This window comes from Caballeronia sp. M23-90 (assembly GCF_053574605.1).
Genome location: NZ_JBSIPA010000006.1, coordinates 23939 through 48987, shown reverse-complemented (window position 1 = coordinate 48987; position 25049 = coordinate 23939). Strand labels below are relative to the sequence as shown.

Annotated in this window: 24 protein-coding genes and 1 pseudogene; 9 read left to right on the top strand and 16 right to left on the bottom strand. The window is 59.1% G+C overall.

What is annotated here, in order from left to right; genetic code table 11:
• Positions 1-395 (top strand): annotated as a pseudogene (locus tag ACRXB1_RS01655) (ISNCY family transposase); the annotation flags it as partial.
• Between the two features lie 163 nt (positions 396-558).
• Here the strand turns inward: ACRXB1_RS01655 and ACRXB1_RS01650 are convergent.
• Complete coding sequence (locus ACRXB1_RS01650; protein ID WP_449490870.1) at positions 559-1275, bottom strand: TetR/AcrR family transcriptional regulator; 717 nt, start codon at positions 1273-1275, stop codon at positions 559-561.
• A gap of 99 nt (positions 1276-1374) precedes the next feature.
• On the opposite strand from ACRXB1_RS01650, the gene ACRXB1_RS01645 reads away from it, so the two are divergent.
• From ACRXB1_RS01645 to cysC, 5 genes are all read left to right on the top strand, one after another.
• Complete coding sequence (locus ACRXB1_RS01645) at positions 1375-2523, top strand: FAD-dependent oxidoreductase (protein ID WP_449490869.1); 1149 nt, start codon at positions 1375-1377, stop codon at positions 2521-2523.
• 709 nt (positions 2524-3232) lie between these two features.
• The gene (locus tag ACRXB1_RS01640) at positions 3233-4207 is read left to right on the top strand and encodes an NADPH:quinone reductase (protein WP_449490868.1); all 975 of its coding nucleotides are present in this window, start codon (positions 3233-3235) and stop codon (positions 4205-4207) included.
• 254 nt (positions 4208-4461) lie between these two features.
• Positions 4462-5577: an FUSC family protein gene (locus ACRXB1_RS01635; RefSeq protein ID WP_449490867.1), complete on the top strand. Its 1116-nt coding sequence runs from the start codon at positions 4462-4464 to the stop codon at positions 5575-5577.
• A gap of 180 nt (positions 5578-5757) precedes the next feature.
• The gene (locus ACRXB1_RS01630; RefSeq protein WP_449490866.1) at positions 5758-6900 is read left to right on the top strand and encodes a hypothetical protein; all 1143 of its coding nucleotides are present in this window, start codon (positions 5758-5760) and stop codon (positions 6898-6900) included.
• Between the two features lie 41 nt (positions 6901-6941).
• A complete protein-coding gene (cysC, locus tag ACRXB1_RS01625; protein WP_449490865.1) occupies positions 6942-7544 on the top strand; it encodes an adenylyl-sulfate kinase in 603 nt (200 codons plus the stop codon).
• A 52-nt stretch (positions 7545-7596) separates the two neighbouring features.
• Here the strand turns inward: cysC and ACRXB1_RS01620 are convergent, their stop codons facing one another.
• The 6 genes from ACRXB1_RS01620 to ACRXB1_RS01595 all read right to left on the bottom strand — a co-directional run bounded on the left by ACRXB1_RS01620 (position 7597) and on the right by ACRXB1_RS01595 (position 13165).
• Positions 7597-8181 carry a DUF308 domain-containing protein gene (locus ACRXB1_RS01620; RefSeq protein WP_449490864.1) on the bottom strand — a complete coding sequence of 195 codons (585 nt, stop codon included), beginning with the start codon at positions 8179-8181 and terminating at the stop codon, positions 7597-7599.
• Between the two features lie 405 nt (positions 8182-8586).
• Entirely contained in the window at positions 8587-9948 is a 1362-nt protein-coding gene (locus ACRXB1_RS01615) for a sensor histidine kinase (protein WP_449490863.1), read from the bottom strand.
• On the bottom strand, positions 9941-10663 hold the full coding sequence (locus ACRXB1_RS01610; RefSeq protein WP_449490862.1) for a response regulator transcription factor: 723 nt from the start codon (positions 10661-10663) through the stop codon (positions 9941-9943). Before ACRXB1_RS01610 ends, ACRXB1_RS01615 begins: the two co-directional genes overlap by 8 nt.
• 25 nt (positions 10664-10688) lie before the next feature.
• A complete protein-coding gene (locus ACRXB1_RS01605; protein WP_062170875.1) occupies positions 10689-11366 on the bottom strand; it encodes a response regulator transcription factor in 678 nt (225 codons plus the stop codon).
• Positions 11367-11375: 9 nt separating this feature from the next.
• Positions 11376-12191, bottom strand: coding sequence for a MipA/OmpV family protein (locus tag ACRXB1_RS01600; protein WP_449490861.1), 816 nt, complete (start codon positions 12189-12191; stop codon positions 11376-11378).
• 95 nt (positions 12192-12286) lie between these two features.
• Positions 12287-13165, bottom strand: a complete 879-nt coding sequence (locus ACRXB1_RS01595; protein WP_086382818.1) for a LysR family transcriptional regulator — start codon at positions 13163-13165, stop codon at positions 12287-12289.
• A gap of 137 nt (positions 13166-13302) precedes the next feature.
• On the opposite strand from ACRXB1_RS01595, the gene ACRXB1_RS01590 reads away from it, so the two are divergent.
• Genes ACRXB1_RS01590 through ACRXB1_RS01580 form a run of 3 tightly spaced genes read left to right on the top strand, consistent with a single transcriptional unit; the run spans position 13303 to position 16776 of the window.
• Positions 13303-14415: a TauD/TfdA family dioxygenase gene (locus tag ACRXB1_RS01590; RefSeq protein WP_449490860.1), complete on the top strand. Its 1113-nt coding sequence runs from the start codon at positions 13303-13305 to the stop codon at positions 14413-14415.
• Positions 14416-14460: 45 nt separating this feature from the next.
• Positions 14461-15345, top strand: coding sequence for an isocitrate lyase/PEP mutase family protein (locus ACRXB1_RS01585; RefSeq protein ID WP_082771483.1), 885 nt, complete (start codon positions 14461-14463; stop codon positions 15343-15345).
• A 48-nt stretch (positions 15346-15393) separates the two neighbouring features.
• The gene (locus ACRXB1_RS01580) at positions 15394-16776 is read left to right on the top strand and encodes an MFS transporter (RefSeq protein ID WP_449490859.1); all 1383 of its coding nucleotides are present in this window, start codon (positions 15394-15396) and stop codon (positions 16774-16776) included.
• 108 nt (positions 16777-16884) lie between these two features.
• Here ACRXB1_RS01580 and ACRXB1_RS01575 read toward each other — a convergent pair whose 3' ends face one another.
• The 9 genes from ACRXB1_RS01575 to ACRXB1_RS01535 form a co-directional block, all read right to left on the bottom strand.
• Complete coding sequence (locus ACRXB1_RS01575) at positions 16885-18375, bottom strand: helix-turn-helix transcriptional regulator (RefSeq protein WP_375507571.1); 1491 nt, start codon at positions 18373-18375, stop codon at positions 16885-16887.
• Between the two features lie 133 nt (positions 18376-18508).
• Complete coding sequence (locus tag ACRXB1_RS01570) at positions 18509-18985, bottom strand: hypothetical protein (protein WP_449490858.1); 477 nt, start codon at positions 18983-18985, stop codon at positions 18509-18511.
• Positions 18986-19003: 18 nt separating this feature from the next.
• Positions 19004-19462, bottom strand: coding sequence for a hypothetical protein (locus ACRXB1_RS01565; RefSeq protein WP_449490857.1), 459 nt, complete (start codon positions 19460-19462; stop codon positions 19004-19006).
• Positions 19463-19566: 104 nt separating this feature from the next.
• Positions 19567-19815, bottom strand: coding sequence for a CsbD family protein (locus tag ACRXB1_RS01560; protein ID WP_062170864.1), 249 nt, complete (start codon positions 19813-19815; stop codon positions 19567-19569).
• Positions 19816-19901: 86 nt separating this feature from the next.
• Positions 19902-20099, bottom strand: a complete 198-nt coding sequence (locus ACRXB1_RS01555) for a CsbD family protein (protein WP_449490856.1) — start codon at positions 20097-20099, stop codon at positions 19902-19904.
• A 527-nt stretch (positions 20100-20626) separates the two neighbouring features.
• Positions 20627-21073, bottom strand: coding sequence for a DMT family transporter (locus ACRXB1_RS01550; protein ID WP_449490855.1), 447 nt, complete (start codon positions 21071-21073; stop codon positions 20627-20629).
• A 17-nt stretch (positions 21074-21090) separates the two neighbouring features.
• On the bottom strand, positions 21091-22338 hold the full coding sequence (locus ACRXB1_RS01545; protein ID WP_449490854.1) for an arsenic transporter: 1248 nt from the start codon (positions 22336-22338) through the stop codon (positions 21091-21093).
• Positions 22339-22397: 59 nt separating this feature from the next.
• Positions 22398-23687, bottom strand: coding sequence for an MFS transporter (locus ACRXB1_RS01540; protein WP_449490853.1), 1290 nt, complete (start codon positions 23685-23687; stop codon positions 22398-22400).
• Positions 23684-24811 carry a metallophosphoesterase family protein gene (locus ACRXB1_RS01535; protein WP_449490852.1) on the bottom strand — a complete coding sequence of 376 codons (1128 nt, stop codon included), beginning with the start codon at positions 24809-24811 and terminating at the stop codon, positions 23684-23686. Before ACRXB1_RS01535 ends, ACRXB1_RS01540 begins: the two co-directional genes overlap by 4 nt.
• Between the last annotated feature and the right edge of the window lie 238 nt (positions 24812-25049).

Genomic DNA, 25049 nt, shown 5'->3' with positions numbered 1-25049 from the left:
ACCGGGTCATCTACATGCTTGACGACACGCCGCAAACGCGTGCCCTCGCCCATCACTACATCGATGTCTATGAATACCCGGATGGGCGTATCGAAATCCGGGCACATGGCAGCGCGCTGGCCTATCGTCAATACGACAGGCTATCGGCGATGGACCAGGGTGCCGAGGTCGACAACAAGCGCCTTGAGCATGTGTTGGCGCTATCGCGCCAGGTGCAGATGGAGCGCGACAACCGGCGTATCTCGGGTTCACCGTCGCGGACCAATCAGGGTGAACCGGTGAAACCGAAGATGCGGGCCAACAACACTCGTAAGCAACGCGAGCTCAAGCAAATCGACATGAACGCGATGATGCTAAGAAGCGCCGAACTGCGGGCAGCCGCGGTGGGGAAATGAGCTTTTTAAAGAGAGATTGATAAAGTCAAAACCCGACATTTCTAAAAAGTTTGAACCCCGACATCTGAACTTGGCCTCGACATCGCAGGACGCTTAACATTTCAATCCAAGAACCGTTCCCAGTGGACTTTCCGCTGCGGGCGCTCGGCGCTCCATATCAACGTTAGCCCGCGCCCGCGACCCCGCGAAGGATCAGATCAATGCCGGCAATAAAGTCGGCACGGTCGTCGTGAGAAGGCAACTGGCTGGCAACGCTACGTGCGAACGGGTATTCGACCGGATCGAGTTGAGACCAGACGGTCGAAACCGTCTCCAGGAAACTGGCTCTGTCGAGGTTATGCGTTCGAGCGAATTGCGTATTGTCCGCGTTCTGCCCAGCGACACCGATTATGTAGTTCAGTAACGCGGACACCGTTGCCCACTGTTCCTCGTCCGGCACGCCAAGAGCGCAAACCTGCTGGCCGATGCGCTCGAGAATGCGCACTATGGGCAACTGCCCCGGAGCACGCGTAAGCGTCGAGCCTACCCAAGGGTGCGTATCAATCGCGTCATACAGGCCGAGCGCAAGGGATCGAATGATCGCCTCCGGTGTTCCGCTGGCCGTGGGCGCGTTCATCGTGCGAGCGACAATGGCGTCGCAGGCTGCGGTCAGCAACTCGCTCTTGCTGTCGATGTGCCAATAAATCGCGCCGGGACCCGTGACGAGCCGCTCTGACAGGGCGCGAAATGTGAGCCCACTTTCTCCACTGCTGTCCAGTAGTTCGATCGACACCTCGATGACACGCTCCCGTGAGAGCGACTCTTTACGTCGTTTAACGCTCGGTACTTTTTTGGGCATACCCCATTTTGGCAGATATGGAATAACGTTCCAAGTTGACACCGATGGAATGGCGTTCCAAAATGAATGGAATACCGTTCCATAGCGGTCGCAATAGCCGGGACACGGTCTTGCGGCTGCGAAACTGACAATCAAGGCTCAATGAACACGTCGATCAGGAATACTTCAATCGCTATCATCGGTGCGGGGCTGGGCGGGCTGACACTCGCCCGAGTCCTCCATGTTCACGGCATTGCTGCGACGATCTATGAAGCGGAAACCTCGGCGAACGCGCGCTCGCAGGGGGGCATGCTCGATATTCACGAACACAACGGGCAAGTCGCGCTCAAAACAGCGGGCCTCTTTGATCAGTTCCTGAAGGTCATTCACGCTGGCGGCCAGGCAACGCGCGTACTCGACAAGGACGGCAACCTGCTGCTTGACGAACCCGACGACGGTACGGGCGGTCGACCCGAGGTACCTAGAGGGGAACTACGCCGTATCCTGCTTGACTCGATCCCTTCCGACACGATCCGGTGGGGACACAAGCTCGTAGCGGCGTCTGCGCTTGGTGGCGGCCGGCACATGTTGACCTTCGCTGACGCCTCCGCCGTGACGGCCGACCTCCTCGTGGGGGCCGACGGAGCCTGGTCGAGAGTTCGTCCCCTTCTCTCCTTGGCGGAACCGGCGTATGTCGGCACGTCATTCTTCGAGACACATCTTTACGACGGCGACACTCGACACGCGGCAAGCGCCCAAGCGGTTGGCAACGGAGCGCTATTTGCGCTCGCGCCGGGCAAAGGCATACTGGCGCATCGCGAGCCCAATGGCGTGCTTCATACGTACGCGCAGTTGAACAAGCCCGCGGACTGGATTGACAGCATCGACTTCTCCAACCCGGCAGCGGCCAGAGCTTGCGTTGCCAGGGAGTTCGACGGGTGGGCTCCGGAACTCGTAGCGCTCATCACCGACGGTGAGACAAACCTTCTGCCCCGCCCCATTCACGCGCTTCCAGTCGAGCACAGATGGGACCGCATACCGGGGGTGACACTGCTCGGCGACGCCGCGCACCTGATGATCCCGTCCGGTGAGGGGGCCAACCTTGCAATGTTCGACGGCGCTGAGCTCGGCAAGGTTATCGCCGCCCACCCCGATGACCTTGAGGCCGCGCTCATCTTGTATGAGCAGGACCTCTTCCCCCGCAGCGCGTCCGAGGCGGCGGAGGCGGAAGACGTACTCAGGGTGTGTCTTGGTCCCGACGCGCCTCAGAGCCTTGTCGATTTTTTTACCTGGAACCAGCCGGCGAAATAGTCCACCTGCATTCCAGCATGACCTCGTTTTTCATAGCACGGGGACGACCGGCATCGTTTTTGTGCCGTTCGAGCTGAACCTCACCTCGGCGCGCGCAACGTCACCTCGCTATCAACAAGTGCACTCGCCGTTGCCCGCATGCGGGACGTATTGCGCATATTTCTGTCGAACCGCGATAGCGTTACGTACACGCCATAAGACGCCAATCCTGATTGATCAATTCTTGGTCTTGATCGGTAAACCGCATTGATCCGGTTAGGTATGCCAAATAAACACCACTTGTCCATCGGTCAGTCTGCATGGCGTTGTCACTGACAAGGACGCGCATGCACTGATTCATCCAGCAATTGCGCGTTGTACGCTGCCAGAAAAAACATCAGGCTGTACAATATTTCCTAATGAACTTTCTGTTTTTCAGGTTTATGGCGCTTTTCCCAGCTCACCGACCAAGCAATTCATATATGCATTTTTTCGACGGTGACGCGCCTATTCAACAAGACCTGACGAAAGCAGCCGGCCTGCTGAATTCAACGTCGAACGCTCTACGGGCGATGGCGCAAATGCTCGGAATTCGATCGAACCACGGTCGCGAATCAACATGCAGGCGGTTTTGCCGGAAGGTCGTCTTACGGGATCGTCTTGCGCGCGTGATGCGGCTATACACGGGTAACGCAGTCCATCCCGCCTGCAAATTCAAGGAGAAATTCAGATGAAAGCTGCATGGTATGAGCGCAATGGCGCGGCGCGTGAGGTGCTTACGGTCGGCGAGCTCGACAATCCCGTTCCCCAAGAAGGCGAAGTCTGCGTGCAGGTCAAGGCGTCCGGCGTCAATCCGTCCGATGTCAAAGGGCGTTCCAGCCGTCCGCCCATGGCGGCGCGCATCACACCGCACAGCGACGGCGCGGGCGTCATCACAAGCGTGGGAAGGGGCGTCCCGGAGAGCCGTATCGGCGAGCGGGTCTGGCTCTGGAATGGTCAATGGAAGCGTGCCGGGGGCACGGCTGCAGAGTACATTGCGCTGCCAGCGGAACAAGCGGTGGACCTGCCCGACAATACCTCGTTCGATGAGGGCGCGTGCCTTGGCATTCCTGCACTCACCGCGCTTCGCGCACTCACGATCGACGGCACCGTGCTTGGCAAGACTGTGCTCGTCACAGGGGGCGCAGGCGCCGTGGGCGCATATGCGATTCAGTTTGCGCGGCTCCTGGGCGCGGCTCGGGTCGTCACCACCGTGAGTTCGGATGCAAAGGCACAGATCGCGAAGGGTCTCGGCGCCGACGATGTCATCAACTACCGCAACGAGGACGTGGTTGCGCGTGTGAAGGCGCTGACGAACGGACGCGGCGTGGACAGAATCGTGGAGGTCGATGCCGCCGCGAACGCCGCACTGTACCCCGCGGCCCTGGCGCGTGACGGCATGGGCGCGATCTATGGGGCGGGCAAGCCGCAGGTGCAGTTCGACTTCCTGCCAATGATTCAAAGTGGCGCCGCAATACGTTTTTTTATCGTCTACGAGCTCTCGCCCGCAGCGCGTGCCGAGACTGTGAGTGCGCTGAATGGTTATCTGAAAACCGGCGCGCTCAATCACAACGTGGCGGAGCGTTTCTCCCTCGAGCACATTGTCGAGGCGCACGAGGCTGTCGAAAGCGGTCGACTGACGGGCAACGCCGTCGTCACGTTGTGAGCATGCCTTTTCCGCTCTTCAGCGTTCCCTTGCAATATGCCGCGCCGCGTTTGTTCTTTGCCCGGTAACCCGCGAGCACCAGACTATTGCAGGGGTGGCATGCCGTACTCGGATCGGGTCGGCTGAACCATATTCGGCCGTTCGCCATTTTTTCCGCGCGGATCCGGCGGCGGTCGGACTTCGCGGCGGGATTGCGCGAAGGTTCGGAATGGCCAACCTTGCGTCCACCGCGGAAATTGTTTGACGGAAATTCAATGCCACATCTCGGCCGATTGCAACCGGCGAATCTGATCAAAAGAGCTGCCGATGGTTGGCACGCGCGCCGTTCCGATTCATTGCGCATAGCCTTGCAGTCACTTGTCGCGAGCCTTCTGAGCTACGCGGTCCTCGCGGCCATTGATCCTTCGAATGCCACATGGGCTATCTTCTCCAGCCTTTTTACCCTGCAGAAGAATTTCGACCGAAGCATGCGATATGGCCTTGGGCAAATGGCGGGTGCGGTATTCGGCACCGCTGTCGGTCTGGCAGCAATACACGTTTTTCCTGGCAGCGAGCAGTCGATGTTGCGACTCGGGCTGACCACGCTTGTGACCTGCAGTGTGACCGCTATCTGGCCCGCGACAAGCTACGGCGTCGTGGCGGCAGCTGTGATCGCGCTTGCCCCGTCTGCTGGCATTTCTGATGCGATCAGTCGTGCTGGGGCGATCATCCTCGGTTCCGGCATCGGGATCGCGGTGTCGATGTCGGTATGGCCGCAGCTCGCCCGCCAACGCGTGTTCAATTTCATTGCAGCGGCACTCGACGATTGCAGTGAATTGCTCAACCATATTTCCATATTCGATCAACCACACGACCGTGCCGCGCTCGACGCTCTACACGAGCGATTCCTTGGACATCTTGAACTGGCTCGATCCGTTTCAATCGACACGCGCATACGCGCCCACTTTCAATCAGGCCTGACGCTGTCGTCTGCTCTCTCGGCAACTGAACGCCTTTGGCACGGCCTTGTTCTTCTGGATCGAATCGGTTCCGCCCATGGCAGCCATTTCACGATGGGAGATCGAGAAGTGATGATGGATGTCGGCAACAACGTCAAAACGTGTGGGGCGCTTTATCTTTCGAGGCTGGCTGCCTATGTAAGAGGAGGTCATGCGGCACCGGATCCTGACGCATGCAGCCGAGCGCTCAATGAAGCGCACGAAACATTGCGGGAAGAACTTGACTGCTCGGCCGCACGCGAAAGCTACGACCGGTATCGTTCCTTGCATTCAGTTATCTTCGGATTCGAGCAAGTCGGTGAAAATCTGATCGACCTGCATCAACTGTTGCTTCGCAATACCTCAGCGAATTGCACTGGTAATGGATCGTAACCGTCACGACCCTTGTGGTAACGCGGAACACGACGCGTGGAACTACACTACCTGTCATTCACCATCCGCTCTCTGATATCCGCAGACGCACAATCGCCTTTCACTGTGGCTCTCATTGCAAGCCTTTAGTCCTTTGATCGCGCAAAACACACCCTTCCCTTCGGACTGTAGAGAAAGCTGATGATGCATCCATCAAACAGTGCTTCGCATATCACCGATGACAAGGAGCAGACATCCGCAGCCCCCCGCAGTCAGGAAACTGTCATGCGAGAGAAAGGACAGGCGGGTGGAATTTTTCTGCATGCCGGCTGGAGAAGCGCGGGAACGTGGGTATGGTCTCGCTTTCGGGCCTTGCAGACCGTGACGGCGTTCTATGAACCGCTTCATCCCATACTGGCCGACCTGCGAGCCGCTGACATACCCGCCTTGGAGCCGACCTGGACTTCGGGTCATCCGAAACTTACAGCGCCTTACTTCACCGAATATAGGCCGTTCATTCGAGACGACTTACATGGTGTGGCGGGCTATCGAAAAAGTTTTAGTGCGGATCGATTCGGACCCGTGGCGGATGCTGCCTTCTCAACATTGCAGGCGTACCTGAAGAGCCTCCACGACCAGACAAGGAAGCAGGGGAAGATACCTGTCTTCAAATTTTGTCGATCCCTTGGCCGGTTGCCATGGTTAAAGGACGCGTTTCCTGAGGTGATGCACGCAGTCGTCCTGCGAAATCCCGCATCGCAGTTTGCCTCTGGATGGTTGCTTCATCAGCAATGGAGCAATCCCTTCTTTGTTGCTGCTCCGTTTCGGATATTGGGCCTTAATCAAAACGAGCCTATCGTCAAAGAGGTCATTGAAGTGTGCGGCGTTCGCTTGCCGCCCGCTCCCGTCACCTCGATCGATGAATATGCTGCGGCCTGCGAGCAGTTCGTGCGTACGGTCGACGGCGACAACGCATATCGGGCGTTTTTAGCGGTGTGGATGCTGTCTGCAATGCGCTCGGCCGACGAAGCCGATTTGCTGGTCGATGTTGACCGGCTGGGACAGTCTCCCGAATACGCCTTGGCATTACGGGCACAAGTTCGAGGCCAGGTCGCAATAACGCCGGACTTCAGCGCTGCAAGAGATCTCGTTGCACAGATGAAGGGTAATGCTTCGCTCATGAAGGGAATCGACGGACGCTCGATCAAATCCATTCACGCCTCAGCATTGGGTTTCATGGTATCGAAAAGAGGTGCATCGGGACCTGGGACGGACGGTGCTGAGCTCATTAAGGAAAAGCTGGTGCTCGCTCGAGAACTGTCAGAACAGTGGCGCTACTACTGACGCAGGGTCATTCATAGTGGCATAAGCAATGAGGAGATCAGATGGACTTGCCTACCGACAATTCATCTCACGTTCACCGTCATGCGTTTTCAGTCGGCGTCGACGACCGCTCCGACTTGCTTGGGCAGAAACCTGGCATAGTCTGGTTCACCGGCTTGCCAGCGGCTGGAAAGTCCACCCTCGCCGACGCCCTCGAAGTTACGCTCCATGACGCCGGCAAACACAGTTTCCTACTGGATGCCGACACCGTGCGTACCGGGCTATGCCGGGATCTTGGATTCTCCGATGAGCATCGACATGAAAACATCAGGCGGTTGAGCGAAGTCGCTCGGCTGATGGCTGACGCCGGGCTGCTGGTGTTGGTCTGCGCCATTTCACCCTTCTCGGCAGATCGGCAAATCGCACGGCTCACTGCCGGGCCTCATCGGTTCGTGGAAGTGCACGTACATGTTCCCGTTGCAATCGCTGAAAGCCGCGATCCTAAAGGACTGTATAAGCTCGCAAGACAGGGAGTGCTCAAGAATCTCACGGGTATCGATTCCCTCTACGAGGAACCGATCGCTCCCGACGTTCGCATCGACACCACTCAATGCTCGATAGCTGATGCAATAACCTTGATTACTCAGCGGTTGATCCATGAGTAAGCCGCTTTATACCAGGCTCCTCGAGAAAGACGCCCGGGGTTGAACCAGTTCTTTAGTGCGTCGATGCAACCTTGCGCCGCATCTGCCCGACGGCTAGCCACAACGCCGAAACGAGAAAATAGATCGCACCGACACCCGCATAGCCGGCGATTTTGATAATCGCGGGAGGTGCTGTTGAATGGGCCTGCGCGATAAAAAACACGCCCGCCAGCGCCGACTGGCCTCCGCTCAAGATCATTGCCCATTGCGCACCAAACCGCTTCCAGCGGCGCACGGCAGTAGCGAGCTGAAGCAATCCGGATAGAACGGCCCAGGCTCCGAACACGTCAAGGATCAGGCCTGTGTCGACGCTCAACACCACCATCACCGCAATCGCTATTACCAGGCTTGCAAAGACGTTGAAAGCCTGAGTAAGGTTTTCGCGCGCCCCACCGCTACGCGACATGTCGATGTAATTAGCCAGCGCGTCCCACAGGGGATAGACAATGAGCAATGCCGCACCGATCGCTGCGGCATGCTGACCGATGGCGAACGCGAGCGCGACCCACACCGCGGAAAACGCTGCACGTGTGAGGTAGTAGTGTTTGAGCCACCGCTCATCCTGAAGGCCGGTGGTATCTGAAAGACGAGTAGCCATTGAAATTCCCTTTGAAATTTGATCGGCCGCGTCGCCGTGGCGACACGCCAGGCGCTCGCTGTGACGGGCTGTCGGCAGGACCGCACAGCGTTATCGCGACAAGTAGGCCTGCATGGGTGGAGATCATGGCATTCGGTTTGTCTTGTCGGTATCGGTCAAATGACCGATGCGCTCCAAAAGGTGGGGTGTTTGTGTTGATCGAAGACCGCCAAGGCAGGACCGAGCGGATTCGTGGTAACGGGCGCCTTGGTTGGCGTTTCAAATGGGCAACTGAGGGGGCAACCAAGGCAGAGGCGCTTTTTGCGGGGATGGTCGACCGGGACGCCCTGTTACCTTCGCAACGTCGATTCGATGATCACACGAGGGAAAATCCACCGTGCGCAGCCGGGTAACGACCGCTTCTCTTCAAGCGTTGAACACCACGCTGAAAGCTGTTCCTACTTGCAACCGTCTCACGTTGATCTGCCAGCCGTGAGCACCGGCAATCTCCTTGCAGATTGCAAGGCCGAGACCCGCGCCATCGTGTTGGACATCAGGGGCGCGCCAGAAACGCTGAAACAAGAATGGCAGATGTTCCGGGTCAATGCCATGACCCTCATCGCTCACCTGGATAGAACTGCCGTCCACCGATACCGTCACCCTGCCGCCCGCAGGCGTGACGTTGATCGCGTTTTCCACGAGATTTTTGAGCAAGATAAACAACGCGCTTCGATCAGCCTTGATGACCGAGGCAATGACGGGCGAGTCTAGCTCAAGCGATACATTCTCCGTGCTGGCCTTGAGGGCGAAGTAGCCCGCGACATCGTCGGCTACGTCGGCCCAGTTGACATCGCTGAACACGAAGTTTTGCGACTCGCTGACTTCGGCGAGGTGCAGCAACTGACGCACTTGCCTCGCCATCAGGTCGATCTCGCGATAGATCAGTTCCTTCTTTTCGATCCCGGGCTGCAACTCGATTTGTCCGCGGATCAGCGTCAAAGGCGTCTGCAACTCGTGAGCTGCCGACGCCAGAAAAGCCTGCTGGACAATGAAACCGTTCTCAAGCCTCGACAACGCGTCGTTGAACGCCGTGATCAATGGTTTGATTTCGCTTGGCATGCCTTTGTCGGAAAGACGCATCGTGAGACTGGACGGCGTGATCGACGCCGCGGCGCGAGATGCCGCCCTCAGCGGCCGAAGCAGCCGGTGCACGGTGAATGTCAGCGTCAGACCAAAAATGATCGTGGCAAGCGCGATGGTCCATCCCACTATGCCGGGAATCGGCTTGACCTTCATGCTCAGCACGGCCTTGTTGAACGCGACGCTCGTTGCAACCTGGACCACGAACCGCGCGTTGCCGCGCTGCGTTTCTCGCGTCACCAGGTCGAACGGCCGCCCGTTTATGGACACCTCGCGATCTTCACGGCTCTCCTCTGCAGGATTGCCCTTCTCCCACTGTTCGCCGCCGGCTGCCTTGCCCGACGCCAGAAGCAGATGACCGCGGTCATCGAGCACGCGGTACATCAGGTCGTTCGTCGCGACGTTGAACAGCCACGCGCTCTGCTCATCGAGCGCGACAGCCACTGGCTGTCCGTGGCTGTCGAAACGCAGTCCGTCAACGATGCGCTGCGCGGCGCGAATGTCGGCGTGACGCTGCAACATCCGCGGAGGCGAATGACTGAACGTGTACATGGTGATCGCAGCGATCACGCCGAGGCAGATCACCAGCGCCGTCACGCTGGTGAGCCATAGTCGCGCCGAAAGGCTGCGGACCCAGTACCTAAACATGTTGGGCGCCGTTCGAATCTGCATTCCCGCAAGGGTGAAACGCATAACCCTGACCCTGAACCGTGAGTATCTGCTCGCATGCGCCCGCGGCCAGCCTGATCCGCGAGCGCAGCCTGTGAACCCAATTACGAACGCTCGAGTCAAGTACGCGCGAATCCATCTTCTGTGCTATGGCACTGACCGAAATCACCCGGCCGGGCGAAGAGACAAGCAGTTTCAGAAGCGAATATTCGGTTTCCGAGAGTGCAACGGGCCGCTCCTGAAAGCTCAGGCTGCGCGCCAGGAAGTCGAGCTTGAAACCATCGAACCGATAAGGCATTCCGCACGCCGGCTCCCGAATCGGCCGATGCCCGACACGGCGCAGAACATTGCGGGCCCTGACCAGTACTTCATCGACATTGAACGGTTTCGACACGACATCGTCCGCACCGCATTCAAGCGCGACGATGCGCTCCGTGGCGTCGTCCTCCTCGCCGAGCATGATGACGGGCAAGTCGTCGTCGCTATTGCGCAAGCGCTTGATCTCGGCCAGTCCGCCGCTCATGCACAGACCGCTTGCGACGAGCGCCAACGCGGGCCTCTCCAGTGTCAGCCGATGTGCGATCCCCGCTGCATCATAGAGGACTGATACGTCGAAGCCCGCCGCGTGAAAACGGTTGCGCAACACGTCGCGGCAGCCGGGGTCGGCATCGACTACAAGAATCAGGCGCTTCATCAAACCTCCTTGAAAAACCTCCGCCTCAGGCCGGCGCCTGCAACACGAAACCCGCGCCGCGAACGTTGGCAAGACGCGTCCTTGCGTTGATCGAGGAAAGCTTCTTGCGCAGTCTATGCACCGTGACTTCCAGCGCGTTTGGCGTGACCGCTTCCGCAAGTCCCCAAGCAGCGTGCTCCAGGGCCGCATGCCGCACGGTCTGGCCGGCTACTTTCATCAAGGTCAGCATGATCTGGAGTTCGGCGGGCGCGAGCACGATCGACTGCTCGCCGCATCGCAATGCGCGCTGCTGCGGATCGACGGAAATATCGGCAAAGGCCTGGATGAGCGCAGTGAGCTCCTGCGGCCTGCGCATCAGCGTGCGAACCCGCGCGACCAGTTCGCTCATCGCAAACGGCTTGGTCACGTAATCGTCCGCGCCGCTTTCCAGCCCGTCGATACGATCGTGCAACGCGTCGCGGGCCGTGAGCATCAGGCAAGGTGTCATCTGTCCAGCGGCGCGGAGGTTTCTCAGGAAAGCGAGGCCATCGCCATCCGGCAATCCGCGATCGACAACCAGCACCGCATAATCGCCCCGGCTCATGCCATACGCGGCCTCTGATAGCGTGCAGAAGGTATCGGTCTCCACGCCGGCGCCCAGCAACGCCTGCCGGATCATTGCCGACAACCGGACATGATCTTCTATGAGTGCGACTCGTGACATATCACCCGATCAATTGAACTGGTACAGATAGCCGAATCTGGCTTCGGGAATGAAGCGCTTGCCCACGATAGGGCTATCCGTGATGCCGCTTCCAAGATGCTTCGCACCGACGTCGAGCGTGACAGACTGCTGGCGCGTGAACCGATAATCGAAGCGCGCGCCAGCCGACATGTCATATGTCGATGTGCCCGAGTAAGCAGGACGTCCGGCGCGGACTTCCGACGAGCGGACGCCGTAATAGTAGTCGACATACTTGCTGCTCAGCCATTCGGCCCCTACATGCGGTTCAACGGAGAAATTGCCGTAGTCAATGCGCTTGCCGAAATTGACGCTCGCCTTCTGTCCCTTGTTCCCGCCTTCGAGCACGTCGCCAGTCAGCGTTCCAAAACGGGTCTTCCACGCCAGTGCCGGCCCATACCAGAACGCGCTATTGCGTGTCTGCATGCCGTTGAGGCTGGATGCATCCGAGCCCTCGTACCCGTCCCCGAGCGCATATTGACCGCGAAGGGTAAAGCTCACGTTGTGCCACGTCCCGACCTTGAAATCGATAGTCGTTCCGATAGCATGAATCCATTTGTCGTCAAAAAAGAATAAAGGGATCGGGTCGAACTTCGAGCCGTAGTTCTTGTACGGCGCCTGCTGGTATCCGAAACCGGCTCCCAATCCCCAATGCGTGACGTTGGTCGCGTTGCTCAACACGGTGAAACCCGAGTCGTCCGCGTCAGGTGGCTGCGCGCCTGCCCCGTCGGCCCAGACCGGCGCTGATACGAGCATTGAAGCAAAGGCCAGCAGCAACGCATATTCGCCGCATACATTCTTTCTCACTGTCGATCCCTGGTTAAATGGCAAAAACGGGACCGACTTTAAAACGGTGTGACTTACTGTTTACTTACCTGCAACGCCGGTTGCTTATCGCCTGCCTATGGCCTTGTGGTCTTCAATGCAAGGCTCAGCGCCTCACGAACGGCCAGCAACAGCCGGCTATCTGCGTCATCCTTGCGCGTCACCACGGACAACTGCAAGGTTGGCGGCGACGCGCCGAGACGGATCGTTTTGACCGGGTACTGCTCGCAGACACGCGGATCCACCACCTGCAGCACGGACACGCCAAGCCCGGCGCTCACCATCGCGACAATCGCAGTCACGCTGTCCAGCTCGAGCGCGCTGCGCTTCTCAGCCATCACCTCACGAACGTAACGCGCGCCCATTGCTCCCGTCGTCGTCTGGCGATCGTAGCGAATCCAGTCGTAATGCCGGAGGTATTCGTACACGGTTGCGGCTTTGGCATCAGGCGGCGCGATCAGGACCAGTTCCCGCTTTAACAGCGGATACCAGATCAGTCCGGCCACTCTCCCCTTCTCGGGCTGCGCGGCCACTGCTGCGTCTAGCACACCTGCCTTGACGTCGGCCGTCAAACCCGCGCTTCGTCCCCGCTGCGGCCTCAGCAGGAGTCGCGGATGGGTATCCCGGAGCACGCGCATGGTCCCGGGCAGCAGCATGGGCTGGATCGATTCAATCAGGCCGAGCCGAATGGTTCCTTCCACGACGACGGTATTGCGACGCCTCAGCACGTCGATCTGTTGCAGGCCCTCGCGCATCGCGGCAATCACCTGATGCGCCATTGCGGTCGGTTGTACGCGCAAGCCGGCACGCCTGAACAGTGGTTGGCCGAGATACTGTTCGAGATGTTTCATCTGCATGCTCACCGCGCTCGGCGTAAGGTTCATCGCGGCCGCGGCAGCGGCAAACGAACCCTCGGAGAGAACCGCTCCAAGCGTTTCGAACGCTTCCAGTTTCATCAGAATCTCTTATCTAAGGAGTGAAATAAAGTCACTTTTATTGACTATCCGCCGAGCCTATACTTTTTGCAAGACATGCAGCGGGAGTTCACTCCATCCCGCCGCTGACAATTCAGACAGCCGGAGACATGACAGCAATGAACAGCTTCAGACCCGTTCCGTGGCTCGCGACCGCCGCGAAAGACGACACATCCTGGATGCAGCGTCTGAGCGCCGACGAAGTGGCCGGATTCGACGTCGCACTCGCGCATGCAAAAACGCTCGGCCGCGACCTTCTTGAAATGACCCCCGACGATTTCCCGCTGACCGCTGTGTCTCGGAACGCGTTGCAACGCGCGGTGGATACGACCCAGGGCCGCTGGGGCATGTGTTTGCTGAAAGGCTTTCCAGTGGACCGCTGGAGTGAGGACGACACCCGTCTTGCTTACTGGGGCATGGGCCTGCACATCGGTGTGGCGCGCACGCAAAACCGCGGGAGCGACATCCTCAACGATGTACGCGATGTAGGTTCCTCGTACAAGACCACGAACGGCCGGGGTTACAACACGAACGCATCACTTGATTTCCACATGGACTCATGCGATGTAGTCGGCCTGCTATGCCGTCGAGCCGCGAGAACGGGCGGCGAGAGCAAGGTCGTCAGCTCGATCGCCGTGTTCGATGAAATGCAGCGCCAGCATCCAGAACTCGCAAATGCGTTGCGCGGACCTTATTATTTCAGCTATCAAGGCGCTCAGGACCCGGCCCAGCCGCCTTACTATTGCTGCCCGATCGTTGGCGACCAGCCGGAGCATTTCGCCATGCGCACGAACCGTAAGAATATCGTCGCAGCACAGCGCGATTTCGACGACGTTCCGCGTCTTTCAACCCTTCAGACCGCCGCACTGGATCTGCTCGATGAAACGATGACGGACCCGCGCTTCTGCTTTTCGATGTCGCTCGAGCGTGGCGACCTGCAACTGCTGAACAATTACGTCACGATCCATTCCCGAACCGGCTTTGAGGACTACGAGGAGCCGGACATGAAGCGTCATCTGCTGCGTCTGTGGCTGTCCATCCCGAACGCGCAGCCGCTGCCGGAAAACTGGCTCGAATATTTTGGCGACATACGCGCTGGCGCAGTGCGCGGCGGCTTGCGCGGAAGCGCTCGCTCGCAGGCATTCGAAGCGTATGAAAAACGTCAGGCGGCGCTCATGGGCATGAGCCTGCGCGAATGGACGCCGACATCATCGCCGGTCAGCGCGGCCTGATTTTCAACGCGCGGTCCGCTATCGGGCATTTCGGAGACTAAGCTCTTGAACGACAACAATCAGGTCCCCGCTGCGGCACGTCTACGCCAGTACCTGAGCTCGGGCGACATGCTGGTAGCGCCTGGCGTCTACGACGGCATCACGGCGCGGCTCGCCGAGCAGGCGAAGTTCACCGCGTTATACATGACCGGCGCAGGCACGGCCGCGAGCTACGGTCTGCCGGACTATGGACTGCTCACAATGACTGAGATGGTTGCGAACGCGGCGCGCATCGTCGCGTGCACCACCCTGCCGGTTATCGCCGATGCCGACACTGGTTTTGGCAACGAGCTGAACGTGACGCGGGCCGTACGCGCCTACGAGCAGGCGGGCGTCGCGGGCATTCATATCGAGGACCAGGTGTCGCCCAAGCGCTGCGGTCATCTTGACGGCAAGGAACTCGTACCCGCCGCAGAGTTCGTGGCCAAGATCCGTGCCGCCCTCGCTGCCCGTCGCAATCCGGATTTCGTGATCATTGCGCGGACCGATGCGAACAGCGTCTCCGGTCTCGACGATGCAATCGCGCGTGCAAACGCCGCGCTCGCTGCGGGAGCGGACCTCGCGTTTGTCGAAGCGCCGCGCGACCTCGACGAAATCGCCGCGATTCCGCGGCGCGTGAATGGTCCTTGTCTCTTCAACATCGTCCGGGGCGGCAAGACGCCCGACATCTCGCTGCACGATGTACGCGAGATGGGCTATCGGCTAGCGATCCTGCCAAGCTTGCTGCTGGCAAGCGTGATGCGGGTATGCGAGCAGGAACTGGCGGCGCTGGCCGCAACCGGCATGCCCCCGCTTGCAGCCAGCGCACTGAGCGCGAAGGAACGTTTCCAGCGCATGGGTTCGGACGACTGGGACGCGCTGCGTACGCGTTTCATCGATAAACCGCGCTGACGCCACGCACAACGACGCAACAAAACAGAAAAACAAACAGGAGACAACATGGCATCCCCGGCATCCATTGGCTTGCGCCTCGACGCGCTGCCGCTCAGCGGTTTTCACCGGCGCATGCTGTGGCTCATTGCGGCAGGGATGTTCTTCGACAGCTTCGACATCACGCTTGCCGGCTCCGTGCTCGGTGCGCTGGTCCATAGCGGCATGTCGAACCTGCAGCTCAACGGCTATTTCATATCAGCCACGTTTGTCGGCATGGCGATTGGCGGAACGCTGGCAGGCATGCTTGGTGACCGTTTCGGGCGCCGCTTCACCTATCAGGCGAATCTGCTCGTGTTCGGTCTTGCGTCACTGGCGGCGGGCTTTGCGCCTTCCATGCCGTGGCTCATCGCTTTCCGGCTCGTGATGGGTATCGGACTCGGTGCCGAAATTGTGGTGGGATATTCGACCCTGATCGAGATGACGCCGCCGAAGCAGCGCGGCCGTTATTCCGCATTGCTCGCACTGGTGACCAACAGCGCGCTGTTCGTGTCGTCGCTCGCGGGTTATTTCCTGATTCCGTTGTGGACCTGGCGCTCCATGTTTTTCGTCTCCGGCGCGGGCGCGCTGCTTGTCTGGGTTGCGCGTAAATCGATGCCCGAGTCGCCCCGGTGGCTTGCAAGCGAGGGCCGGCTGGAAGAAGCCGATCTGATCGTGACCCGCATCGAGGAAGAAGTGCATGGCAAGGGTTATCGGGCGCCCATGCAGTCCGGCACGCCCCCGGACCTCGAGCCGACGCCGCCACTGTCGGTGCTATTTTCAAGCGAAGTCTGGACACGTACGCTGGTCGGTTCAACCATATCGATTGTCATTGGCATCGCCATTTACAGCTTCGTCACCTGGGTGCCTACCTTTTTGCTTAGGCAGGGCCTCAGCCTGTCGTCATCGCTTGGGTACAGCATGGTGATGTCGCTGGGTGGTCCAATAGGCGCGGGTATCGGTCTCATCTGCACTGACCGCTTCGGGCGCCGCCGATGCATCGCGATCGCATCGATAATCGGCGCGGCAATGGGCGTGAGCTACGCGCTCTCGAGCTCGCCGATGATGGCCGCAATAATGGGCTTTCTCCTTTTTTGCTGCCTATATGCAATCGTTGCTTTGGCTGTTGCCTGTTACATTCCCGAGTTGTTCGGAACGCGCTACCGGCTTCGGGGCAACGGTTTTTGCGCCGTACTCGGACGGATTGCGTCGTTTTGCGCGCCCGGCATTACGCTGCTCCTGTACCGCACCGGTGGCATTCGATACGTCGCCTTCAGCGTCGCGGCATTGCTGGTGGTCCAGGCACTCGTGGTGCTCGCGTTCGGCATCGAGACACGCTCGCAATCGCTCGAGGCAATCGAGGAACAGGGTGGCCCGCTCGAGCCGGAAGGTGCCCGGCTATCGCAGCAGTAGTCCAGCTTTTGAAGGCAGCGAGTGCCGTACCACGCAAGCCGGGTAGCACCGTACACCACGGCTAGAGGTTCATCTTCCGGCAAGTCCAGAACTCAAAGCGACCATGAGCTACCGGTTGTTCTTGCGATCAGCAAGCCCGAAGTAAGAATTCTCGCGCGCCCAGACCAGCACCTCGCTGCGACTGTGAAGATCGAGTTTTGCGTAGATGGTCGCCACGTGATTACGAACCGTGTTCAATGCGAGACCGAGGTGCTTGGCGATCTCCTTGTCGGCCTGCCCTTCACACAGGGCATCGAATACGTCGCGCTCCCGTGCGGTCAGGTCGTCGAGTCGGCCAGCAGACGTTCCCGGCGCATTGGCACGCCGTACATTGGCCAGCTTTTCGATCAAGGTCTTGCTGAACCAGGATGCATCCTGCATGACCGCTTCGATGGCATCGACGAGTTCCATTTCCGAGCGCTTTCGTTCACTGATATCGAGCCACGCCATCAACACGCAATCCTGCCGATTGATGCTGACTGATTCCGCCGAAACAAGGCAGCGAATCGTCTCGCCATTCTTCTTCCGTACGTCGAACTCGACGTTGCGCACCCCGGTGCCGGTCTCGAGCAGACTTGCGAGTCGGCTGCGGACATCACCCATCCAGACGTTCGCATCTGCGCCTGCCCGACCGATGATGTCTTCGGCCGCATAGCCCGTCGTTACAGTGAAGGCCTCGTTGAGATCGAGAATCACGAACTCGTCTGCGGTCACAACGGCACTGGGGACCGGCAGCATGCGAAAAGCCTTCTGAAACCGCTCCTCGCTTTGACGCAGTGTGCTCTCTGCTTTCCTGCGCGGTTCCAGATCCATGAAGGTGAAGAGCATGCAGTCTTCTTCACCGATATCGATCGGTTGTCCCGCCACCACGACGGGTTTCAAACCGCCGTCCGGAAGCCTCAGCTCCGCTTCCATTTGGGGGATGGTCGCGCCCTGGCTCAGGCGTTCGATTGCGATGCCCCGCTTCTCGGCGTTTTCGAATACATCGAGTTCATACACTGATCGGCCAATGACGTCTTCGCGAACGTAACCCGTCATCTCCAGGAACCCCTGATTGACCTTCATGTAGCGCTGATCGCTCAACCGGCAGATCACCGCAGGTGCCGGGTTTGCATTGAAGGTCTTCTCGAAGCGCTGTTCGGCGCTTGCCCATTCAGTCGCATCGTGAACGATCAGGGCGAGACAGTCCGGTTCGCCCTGGCTGTTCGTCAGCACGAGACTGCGCACTCGATGCACCCAGTTGACCGAGTCGTCATCTGCGGGGAATACCTCGACCACTACGTCGCTAAAACATTCTCCCGCGATCACGCGCTCGATCGGATACTGCCCATTCGAAAGAATATGGTTGTTACGATAGCGAAGCCGGAACCGTTCCCGATACTCCCCCACGTCTTTGCCGAGGTCGCTCACATTTTCCACGCCATGCATGCCGAGAGCAGCCTCATTCGCCCACAAAATGCGTTGATCCGGCTCGATCAGGATGACGCCCTCGGTCAGTCCGGTAATGATCTGCTGGAGCTGACGCCGGTCCGTCTCGGTACGCAGCACGCGGTCGTTCATAATTGGGTTCTTCCTGGATGCCGATGCGGCCATGCCGCCTGCACTGTCGTGAAATATGAAAAATCGCACCTTGGTGCTGCGAGCAAAAGAGATCGCGGCAACCAAGGGCACTGGCAGAATACGTCAGTCGCCATTACACCACGACTTCCTCACGCAACGGATTGCTGCGGCGTCCCAGAAACCCGGCAAATCCGGAGACAAGCGCGCCCAAAAGCAATATCACGACGCCCGCCCACGCTGCATGACTCACGCCGGTTGCGGCCGCCTCGCCGGCTTGACGCGCTTTCTGTTCGGCCTGGATCTTCAGGCTGCGGTACTTCTCGAGTGCCTGGTTGTAGGTCTGCTCGTAGTTATTCGCGATGGTCTGTGCTTCAGGACGACTTTTGCCGGTGCGCGCCATGATGACGTTGACAAGCGCTTCCTTGTCCGTCGCGTCGAGGGCAGGATACGCCTTCTGCTTCAATCGATCGAAAAAGCTGCTGAGATCATCGGCGGAGTTCTGCGGTTTTGTGGCAGCGCCTGCAGCGGTCGCAGTGCCGTCACTCGCTGCGCCCTGAGCGGACGCTTTGAGATTTGACGGGTCGAGCGCGGGCTTGCCGGTCTGACGCAATAGCGTCTCCAGTTGTCCCTAGACATCGGTCATATCGATATCGATGCCATTGCTCTTGAGCGCGCCCTTCACGCCGGAAGCGATGCCCGGAGCCGCTGCAGCGACGCCCTGACCCGCCACCGACAGTCCCGCCCGAGCCACCCCGGATGCGGTACCGATCGCGCCGCCGGCCAGGCTCGACAGCATGTAGAGCGTTACCAGGGTGGTCAGTGACCAGCAGAGGACGCCGTGCAGCGCGCCGCGCCGTGGCGATGACCGCCCCGCGAAAAACCCTCCGACCGCAAGCGACACGAGTGTGGACACGCCGACCCAGATCCCCGCGCCGGTGCCGAAGCCAGCAAGCGGATTACGCTCACCCATTGGGTCGAGTGCGCTTGCACCTATCGCCGTGCCCAGTACGCCAAGGAACAGATACGTCATCATGGCCAGCAACAGGCCGACGAACACGGCACCCCAGGAGACACGCAATACGTTCACTGGTTGGGGGTCAAGAGATGTATGGATTCGATTCATGGATTACCTTTTTATTCTAGTTCAGGGAGCGCACGAGCCGGTCCCGCCCGACATGTCTGTCAGCCGGTCTAGCGCTTCGCCCATATGGCACCAGCGATAAAACTCACCGCTGCGACAAGCGCCAACGACGCCACCGGGTTACTCTTGGTCGCACCACGCACGGTGTCGAGCGCCTCGCCATACGATTGCTGAGCTATGCCAGCAGCTTGACGCGCACGGCCCTCCAGTTGCGACCCGTTATCGCCCGTGACGTTGCCGAGCGCGGCCTGCGCCTTCCCAGCAGCTTCTTTGATCGATCCTTCCGCTTTTTCAAACATGATTACCTCGTTACTTTAGTGTTTCGGATGACGAATCATCGATGACTTTCGATGGTCTATCTGCCCCGGTCATCGAATGCCGGGAATCAGTCCTTGCCGGTTGCTTTATCGGCGATGTCCTTGGCTTTCTCCTGCGTCTTCCCGACGCCTTCCTGCACTTTTCCTGCAGTTTTTTCAGCAACCCCTTCAACTTCCAGTGGCGTATTTCCGGTCACTTTACCCAGCGCTTCCTTCACCGAGCCCTTGATCTGCTTAAGCGTCCCGTCGACCTTATTCTTGTTCATATGAATGCTCCTTAGGGTGGGTTAACAACACGGAGCAATGTGGCACCGTTTGACTGGAAGTGTAGGTGCAGCGAGTGATGCGGCACCAGATACAAACGCGCTAGAAAAAATAGTGCGTTTGCGCTCCAGTGCTCGCTGGAAACTCGCCAGCCGTCCCGGAGCGCCGACCAGCGACGTGCCGTAGTCAGGACAACAGCATTGAACGCGGGCTCTCCAGTCCTTGACGATGCGCAGGCCAGGGCCGCCTCACGCATTCGACACATGGCGAAACAACTTGTGCAAAACACGTGCGCTGAAGCCAACCCGGTCGAATGCCTATACAGGTGGGCACGCTGGTTGAGAGTGGAAAGCTGATTGCTCGCATAGAGCAACGCGCCTGGGTCGGGCGACGTCTATGCAAGCGGTGGCACGGTCGCAGTCCAGGCATCGACACGCGCGATCATGGGCGGCAAGTACACGCAACTTGCAGGACGAACACCCGCGATCAACCGTGGCAATGGCAATGGCAATGGCACTTGGAATGACACTTAAAACTTCATCACCAGCGCCACGCCACCTACCATGAGAACGGCTCCAAGCGCCCTTAGCCAACTCAGCGGATGGTCCGGCACGCCGATCAGACCGAAATGGTCAATGAAAATTGAGGCTATCAGGTTCGCACAGATGGTCAGCCCGTTGATTGCTCCGACACCAACCTTTTGGACCAATGTCAAGCCCGCAAATACAGCCACGGCTCCCACAATGCCGCCCAACGGTGCCCACCATTTCATGTCCTTGAGCTCAGTCAGCGTCGGCAGCGGGGTTGGCTGTATCCAGAACAGCGCTATGGCAAGGAAAGTGACCAGCATGAAAGAGACCGCCGATGCCAGCCACGGGTTGACCAACGATGCCTTCAATACGCCGTTGATTGGTGCACCGGCCGCCTGCAACACACCACCTAAAATAATAAAAGGATAAATCCATGCATTGCTCATCGGTCCTCTCCAGATTGTCAGATCAGTACGCGTGCTCCTAGCGCCAGGATCAGCGCCGGGATCATCACTACCGTTCCCACTTGCAAGAACTTCCAGAATCCTACGTCTTCGCCTTCACGTCGGATGGCATTCAACCAGAGGATGGTTGCCAGCGACCCCGTAATCGAGAGATTGGGCCCGAGATCCACTCCGATCAGCAACGCATCGATGACCCGCTCAGGGCTGTGCGCCTGCATCACAGTCGCACTCGAAATCAGCCCCGCCGGGAGATTGTTCATTAGATTAGACGCGATTGCGATCACGCTACCCGACAATCCGGCGCTCAATGATTCGTCGCGCTGAGTAGCGGACTGGAGCATCTGTGCGAGGTGCGCGATAACGCCTGTGTGCTGCAACACCTCCACCAGCACGAACAACCCGGCAACCAAAGGCAAGACACTCCAGGAGATGTCCCTCACCAGAGCCCAAGGCGATTTCCGCTCCTGGATCAGCACGATTGCAGCGGTCGTCGCACCAAGAATTGCGGTCGGCAAGCCAAGCTGCATGTCGAACGCCGAGACAAGGAGCAGCACGATCGCAGTTACGGCGATTCCACCCAGCGCAATGCGGCCGCTGGATGACAACGGCACATTGTCCAGGCCAGACTTGCATTCGCCTCTCAAATCGCGGCGCTGCGCCCAGCGAAGCATGAAATAGGTCGCCGCGATGGACAGTACCGAAGGCACGATGAAACGGCCCATCCAGAGAGACAGCGCGGGCGTATGGTTACCGTACAAAACCAGATTGGCGGGATTCGAGATCGGCAAAACAAAGCTTGCCGCATTCGCAATGAATGCGCATACGAACAACAAAGGCAAGGGCTTTGTATCGGCTTTCTTCGCAGCGGCGAAGACCGCCGGTGTCAGCACAACCGCGGCAGCATCATTGGACAGGAATGTCGTAACAACCACGCCTACCAGGTACACCAGCAAAAACAGGCGTGCGGGCGACCCCTTCGCATGATTGACCGCAAGTACCGCGACCCAATCGAACAAGCCCTCGCGGCGCCCTACTTCGGACAGCAACATCATTCCAAACAGAAAGAAATATACATCTGCTCCTTTGGCGACCGCCTGCAGAGCTTGCGTAATAGGCAACAAACCCAGAGCGACAATGAGCAACGCGCCAGCGACGGCCCAAATAGCCTCAGGCCATTTGAACGGGCGCGTAATGACGCCGGCCGTAGCCATGGCTGCGATGCCCCAGGAAAGGAAGGTTGGATTCACGTCGGCGATTCCCAAAAAGTAAAGGAGTACAGACGGGCCCATTGAGCGCCGCACGTACGTCAGGCACTCGAAGCTGCGGTTTTGCCTTCGATCGATATGCTTTCAGAACTGCGGCATGCGTTACGAAGACTGGTGCCAGATCCCAGCCACAAGGCGATCGATGCGGTAGACACAGCGCCTAAAACCAGGAATGCGGCTGAGTATCCAAACGTATGGGCAAGCAGTCCGCCCAATAATGGACTAAGCGCAGCACCCGCAGCCTGGCACGTCATGACAACGCCCTGCCCCACATTGACGCGCCCTGTGCCGTCAAGGAGGCGAACAACAAGCGCCGGCACCGCCACGCTTTGCAAGCCAGCGCCGATGCCATCGAGTGCCTGCACAGGCCACACCCCCCACGCATGAAGCACACTGGCGGCAATCGCGCCGCGCAGCGGCAACGCCAGAAATGTGATCAAGATCACCCACCAATACCCGCGCCATTTGATCAGCCGACTCGCCATCATCGATACGATAACCATCACGAGCTGTGCAACGATAATCGTCTGTGCAGTGAAGGCACTGGGGTCGCCCTGCTTGGCAGCCACGATCGCAAGTCCGTAAAGCGGAAGCATTGCGGCATTGCCAAGATGAAACATTGCCAACGCCGCGGCCAGCACCAAAAGCGGCTTGGACTGCAGCAGGGTGCGAAAGCCGCTCATTTCGTCGTTGCCGCGTTCGCTTGCCTCCTTGTTTCCCCCCTCCAGACCGCGCGCATGATCATGATCGATGGCATCTGCGGGAATCAGGAGCACCGTGAAAACTGAAACCACGCCGAATATCGCGCTCAGGCCAAATACGGCGCCGAACCCGAAGCGCCAACCCAGCCAGCCGGAGAGCGCCGCAGCGGCCACGTTGCCTGCGTGATTGGCGACTTGATTGCGGCCGAATTGCTTGTCAAAGCCGCGCTGCCTCACCATTCCCAGCGTGATGCCGGCGATTGCGGGTCCGAGCGCGGCGCCCGTCACTGCGGTAGCAATCTGCGATGCGGCCACCATCCAGAAGCCGTGTGCAAACCAAAGCAGCAAAGACGCAAGCACAGTCATCACGCCAGCCACGATGATCACCGCGCGCTTGTACCGGGTGGCATCCACAAGGGCGCCGGCCGGTGAAGTGGCCAGCATTCCCGCGATGCCGCCGATGGTCATCACGGTGCCGATCAAATCAGTTCCCCAACCCCGCGCCTGCAGGAATACGCCGAGAAATGGGCCAATCCCTGCCTGCACGTCGGCCATGAAGAAATTCAGCGCCTCAAGCGGGCGTGTCGCCTTGCCGGCGGGCCGGACGGCCACCTCAGCAGACGGCGTCACCAGGCACGACCATTTTTGTTGGGGCCGAGTTGCGAGCCGAGCAAGCCGTGGTCGGCCCATTCTCCAACCGCGTGCGCATCAGTGCCAGGAGGGGCGGCGGCGAACGCGCGGCTCCCCGCGCCCTGTCGCGAGAGCACCTCTATCGTGTCTGACGCTGTGTTGCCGTTCGCGTCAGACGCCACGACCGTTACCTGGTAGCGATCCACATCCGGAGGGCGCGGCAGCTCCGCTTGCCAAACCGCATGTTCACCAGACACTGGCTGCATGGTTGCACGCTGCTCGCCAATGGAAACCACGACTTCGGCTATCTGCTGGCCAAACACCTTGGCGCGCACCTCGCATTTGCCAACCGGCACTTGTCTTTGATCAGCGGGGTCAGTCACGAGCCGCCTGTCTGCCGGCGTCGTGATCATCACCAGCGGCCAAGCTGCAGAGACAGGCTGAAACCGCCAACTCACCACGCTGGCGTCCACGGTGACGATCGCAACGCCCGCTCGCCCGTCGTCTTCTTCAATCTGGCCGGTCGAGCGCGTCGCGGCGTAAATAACCGATCCGTCATTGAGCAGTTCGTTGTAGTGAGTGTGGCCGGTGTCGACGACAAGTACTCCAGCGGATGCAAACAGGTGTGCGAGCGCTTCCCCACCTTCAGCAAGATCGCCGGGGTAAGCATGCATGAAGACAACTGGCCGTTCCTTGTCGTTCACGCAAGCTGCCAGCTGTGCTGCGATCCATTCTGTCTGCGCCGCGCCAAGGCGGAAATCAGGACCGCCTTCACCGGCGGACACGATGTCCAAAAACAGGCAGCGATGTCCTTTCACGGTGACTTGCTTGGGTAGTGAGTCGACGCCCAGTTCGCGATGGAATGTTTCAAGCGAGCCTGGTTCGAAATCATGATCCCCTGGAATCGCATTGGTAGGTAATCGAAGCGAACTTAGGATCGAGCGAATCTTGGCGTACTGTTCGGGCTTGCCATTGTTGGCGTTATCTCCCGGAAGATAGGCGAACTCCACCGCATGAGCGACGTTAGTGTTGACCGCACTGACTAAACGCTCTAGAAGGCCGACACTCTTGAAGCTGTCGTCGTGCGAAACGTGGAGGTCCCCGAAATGTACCCAACTCAACATGGCGCGACTCAATGAAAACCGGCAACCCGGCAATGCCCACGCTTTTGCAAGTCGTATGCCATGATGAGAAGCCATATTGCAACTGGCAGCACCTTGATCGGCACCTGTGGGTGCTTGGTGGGTAGACACCCATCGTCCAGGAATTGGACACAGTTCGACGGCGATGAGACTGACCGAAGGCAACTAATAAGCCTGCTGCATAATCCTGTAGAGATTACTCGACCGATACGTCACAGAA